The 4,056-nt window shown below is 71.0% G+C and carries 6 protein-coding genes; 2 read left to right on the top strand and 4 right to left on the bottom strand.

The genetic code is table 11. The features are described 5' to 3' along the window. Positions 1 to 380, top strand: a 380-nt coding sequence (locus VGT06_07615) for a beta-propeller fold lactonase family protein (GenBank protein ID HEV8662988.1), incomplete at its 5' end; no start/stop codon positions are given. A gap of 89 nt (positions 381 to 469) precedes the next feature. Here VGT06_07615 and VGT06_07610 read toward each other — a convergent pair. From VGT06_07610 to VGT06_07595, 4 genes are all read right to left on the bottom strand, one after another. After that, on the bottom strand, positions 470 to 1,288 hold the full coding sequence (locus tag VGT06_07610) for an SDR family oxidoreductase (protein ID HEV8662987.1): 819 nt from the start codon (positions 1,286 to 1,288) through the stop codon (positions 470 to 472). After that, the gene (locus tag VGT06_07605) at positions 1,288 to 2,475 is read right to left on the bottom strand and encodes an MFS transporter (GenBank protein ID HEV8662986.1); all 1,188 of its coding nucleotides are present in this window, start codon (positions 2,473 to 2,475) and stop codon (positions 1,288 to 1,290) included. The genes VGT06_07610 and VGT06_07605 overlap by 1 nt, the downstream gene beginning before the upstream one ends. A 27-nt stretch (positions 2,476 to 2,502) precedes the next feature. Continuing rightward, positions 2,503 to 3,261: a DUF2148 domain-containing protein gene (locus VGT06_07600; protein ID HEV8662985.1), complete on the bottom strand. Its 759-nt coding sequence runs from the start codon at positions 3,259 to 3,261 to the stop codon at positions 2,503 to 2,505. Between the two features lie 73 nt (positions 3,262 to 3,334). Continuing rightward, positions 3,335 to 3,688, bottom strand: coding sequence for a phosphomannose isomerase type II C-terminal cupin domain (locus VGT06_07595; GenBank protein HEV8662984.1), 354 nt, complete (start codon positions 3,686 to 3,688; stop codon positions 3,335 to 3,337). Between the two features lie 198 nt (positions 3,689 to 3,886). Here VGT06_07595 and VGT06_07590 point away from each other — a divergent pair, with 198 nt between their 5' ends. Continuing rightward, positions 3,887 to 3,994, top strand: coding sequence for a carboxymuconolactone decarboxylase family protein (locus VGT06_07590; GenBank protein ID HEV8662983.1), 108 nt, complete (start codon positions 3,887 to 3,889; stop codon positions 3,992 to 3,994). Positions 3,995 to 4,056: the final 62 nt, after the last annotated feature.

The following is a 4,056-nucleotide window of genomic DNA, read 5'->3' as shown; positions in this document are numbered from 1 at the left end:
ATGAGCGGTTCCTCTATGTGGGCGACGGCGAATCGCGCACCGTTTCCAAAGTCGACACGAAAACCCACCAGATCGTGGCGCGCATCGCCCTGAAGGACGACACCCACGACGTGGCCGTGACCCCGGATGGGAGCCACGTGTACGTGACCCTCCGGCGGCTCAATGAGATCGCCGTGATCGCCACGGCAGAAGACCGGGTCGTGGCAAGCATCCCCCAGGGAAGGAAGCCGGACCTGATCGTGATGGATCCCGTCGCCAATGCCGCCTATGTGACCAACCGGCACAGTGCCGCGGTGTACGTGATCGACCTTCGGACCCATAGCGTGAGGGGCAAGATCCCCGTCGGGAACAACCCCCACGGCATGGCCCTCCAGCCGTGACGGCGACGCACCGGATCCCGGCAAATCCCCGAAGCCGCCGACCAGTCTGACAAGCCAAGGAGAAATCCCGTGGTGCGTGGGGCGGTCGCCTAGCGGGGATTGGGGGACCGGTCCCCGAGGAGGCGGCGCCGGAACCGGAGGAGGAGGGCGTCCGCCAGGCGGGGGGCGAGGGCGTTGAGGATCACGAGGAGCCGGGCGGGGGGATAGACGATCACCTCCGGCCGGGGGCGCCGCGCGCAGCGGACGATGGCCGCCGCCACGGTCTCCGCGGTCTGCACCGGTCCCATCGGTCCCACCGCCAGGCCGCCGCGCGCCGCGGCAGCCTCGAAGAACTCCGTCGCGGTTCCGACCGGACAGATGACGCTCACCGCGATCCCGCTCCCGGCCAGCTCCACCCGCAGGGCCTCGCAGAGCCCCACCTGGGCGAACTTGGTCGCCGCATACGGCCCGATCCCCGGACTCCCCCGCTTCCCGGAGATGGAGGAGACGACGAGGAGGTGCCCTGTCCCCTGGCGCCGCATCACCGGCAGGGCGGCCCGGATCGCGTAGAGGGTCCCCAGGACATTGACCTGCCAGAGGCGCTCGACCACCTCGAGGGGAGTTTCCTCGACCCGCGCGAAATAGCCGATCCCGGCGTTAGCCACGAGCACATCCAGGCGGCCGTAGACCGCCACTGCCCGGCCCACCAGGGCGTCCACCTGGTCGGCAACGGCAACGTCCGTGACGAGGGCAAGGGCCTCCCCTCCGCGGGCCCGGATCTGCTCTGCCACCTCCTCCAGCCGCGCCCGCCGCCGTGCCCCCAGGACGACTCGCGCTCCGGCCCGCGCGAAGGCCTCGGCCGTCGCCTTCCCGATGCCCGCTGATGCCCCCGTGATGACCGCGACCTTGCCGCGGAGATCCCGGCCCATCAGACCCTCCTGACCGCGGCGCGCTCGGGGTCCGGGACCGCGAACGCGAACAGGAGCGCGACCACGCCCAGGCCGGCAGCGAGGGCACCGAAGGCCACTCCGTACCCGGCCCGGGCCACCAGGATCCCGGCGAGCACCGGACCCGCCGCCTCGCCGCTGTCCCAGATGGTGCCGAAGACCCCCATGGCGGAGCCCATCCGGCCCGCCCGGACCAGGTCCGCCACTAGGGCCGTGGTCGAGGGAGTGACGATGGCGACCCCGAGGCCCAGGACGGCCGAGAGGGCGGCCAGGAGCATCGGCGCCCGGACCTGGGGGACGAGCGGCAGGCTCCCGGCCACGAGGAGGAGGCCGATCAGGATCATCGGCTTGCGGCCGAGGCGGTCGGAGAGGCGGCCGCTCAGCGGCTTGGCCAGCATCGTCGTGGCGAGCTGGACCCCGATAATGAGGCCGATCACGGCATCGTTCAGGCCAATCTCGCTCGCGTAGAGGGGGAAGTAGCCCAGGAACGCCGCGTAGCCGACGTACATGCTGGCCTCCACCCCCGAGGCGACCAGGACCGCCGGGTGCGAGGCCACCTCCAGGATCCCGTCGCGAAACTGCGACCAGCGGGACGGTCCGTGCGACGGGCGTGGAGAGACCGGCGGGTCGGGAGGGAGGCGCAGAACCAGGAACAGGGGCGGGAGACCGAGCAGACCGACCAGCAGGTAGGTGGTCGGGTAACTGGCCGTCCAGAAGAGGACCAGCCCGCCGACGAGAGGACCGATGGTTCCTCCCACGTCGCTCGCGGCGGCGAACCATCCCAGCTTGGCCCCCCGCCCCTTCTCGGCCAGGGAGGCGACCGCGGCCGCGGCGACCGGAGAGAAGATGGCGGTAGCGAGGCCGTGCACGAAGCGGAGGAGCAGGAGGGCGATCGGGTCCACCACGAAGGGATAGAGGAACGGCGGTCCGGCGAAGAAGGCGCAGCCGAGGAGCATCATCCGGCGGCGCCCCAGCAGGTCGGAGAGGGCGCCCGCCGGCAGCTTGAAGAGGACGCCCGTGATGGTGGAGGCGCCGATGATGAGGCCGGCCAGCTCCGGCCCCGCCCCCAGATCCTGGGCGAACCGGGGGAGGACCGGGCTCCGGGCCATCTGGTAGCCCAACCGGGTGAGCATCCCGGCAAGGACCAGCGTCAGGAATGGGGTGAGCACTGTGGTGGCCGTCTGAGAGGGCAGTCCTCAGGACTTCCGATGCCGCACGTCGGTCACTCGCTCCTGCTTGTGCCGTCCCCCCTCGCGCTCGCCCCCCTCCGCCCCGATGGGGAGGGTGTGGGTCGAGGCCGGTGCGTTCGCGTTCGGGTCGGGGGCGCTGAAGTCCACCTCGGGCATCCGCCGGTCGAAGCCGATGCTCTTGTGGGTCATGCTGAGGGAGAGGGCCACAGCCACGTCCGCTTGGATGATGCCCATCTTGCGGGCGGCGACCGCGACGCGCGTCTGGCACCGGCAGTCCACGCCGAGGAGGCTCGCCGTCTTCGCCGCGGAGCCGACCGCGATCCCGAGGTCAATGTCCCGCAGGTTGCACTGCGGCCCCTTGAACTCGAAGGGATCGCTCGCCTCGCGGAGCGCCCTCGTCGCCTCCAGGAACTCGGCGCAGGTCGCGTAGCCGCAGGCCCCGCAGTCGTAGACGGGCGGGTACCAGTCCTTCAGGCCCACGAAGAGGATCGCGTCTACTGCCTCGCAGACCGCCGCATCCCGGAACCAGATCTGCTCCTTCCGCTCCCGTCCCCGCGTCCGCATCCAGGCCGAGAGCCGCTTCCGCGTGACCTGGTCGTGGACGATCACCGTCTCCAGGAAGAGCGGGCTCCCCCGCAGGAAGAGCTGGCCCCCCGACTTGGGCGCCGTGATGGCCGACGAGGCCATCAGCTTGGCGGCCTGCAGGACCGTCTCGACGCGCAGCGCATCGTAGGTAATCGGCCGAGACTCTTCAGGCTCAACCATGAGCACCCTCCCCATGCGGGGCCGCCCGCGCTACCCTCCCTGCCCGCCGCCGGCCGCCAGCGCCCGATCGTCTTCAGGCACCGGCGGCGGGAGGGACCCGGCGATAATCGTCCGCGACCCGGACGATGTCATCCTCGGAAAGCAGGGCGCCGTGCTGGACCTCGATGATCACCAGGAGGTCCGGGCCGGGGTTCTCCAGGCGATGCAGCGTCTCGACCGGGATGAAGATGTGCTCTTGAAGGCGAAGGGGGAAGGTCCGGTCGCCCACGGTCACGGTCGCCGTCCCGGCCGCCACCACCCAGTTCTCGCAGCGGTGCCGGTGCTTCTGGAGGCTCAGACGGTGCCCGGGCTTGACCTCCAGGCGCTTGACCTTGTAGCCGGGTCCCACCTCGAGGAGGATCCCCCGACCCCAGGGCTTCTCGTCCACGTGGCCCGGGACGTCCCGCGGATCAGTCCTGGGAGGTCTCGTCTCCCGCCGACACTCCCGCGTCGGCCGGGGCCATCCTAGCCGGGCGGCGGCGCGCAGTCAAACCGGCCGGGGGCTTGCCACGGGCCCGGGGAGGCGCTACGCTGGTGGGGCTTTTTCGCGTCTCCCCGCTTTTGTCTCCGCCGAAAGGAGGACCGCATGGCCCTGAAAGAGTTCGCCGGCGTGTTCTGGGAGGAAGCACTGGACGAGAAGACGCGCCAGCTCGTCGCCCTGGCCGCGATGACCGCGGCAGGGTGCTACACCTGAGCGCCGGGACGCTTCGCGGCCGCGAAGAAGGCTGGCGCGACGGACGCCGAGATCCAGGAAGC

It is taken from the genome of Candidatus Methylomirabilis sp. (assembly GCA_036000645.1).
In the GTDB taxonomy this organism is placed as follows: Bacteria; Methylomirabilota; Methylomirabilia; order Methylomirabilales; family JACPAU01; genus JACPAU01.
Note: the sequence above shows the minus strand (reverse complement) of the source record. Positions and strands in the feature narration are given on the sequence as shown.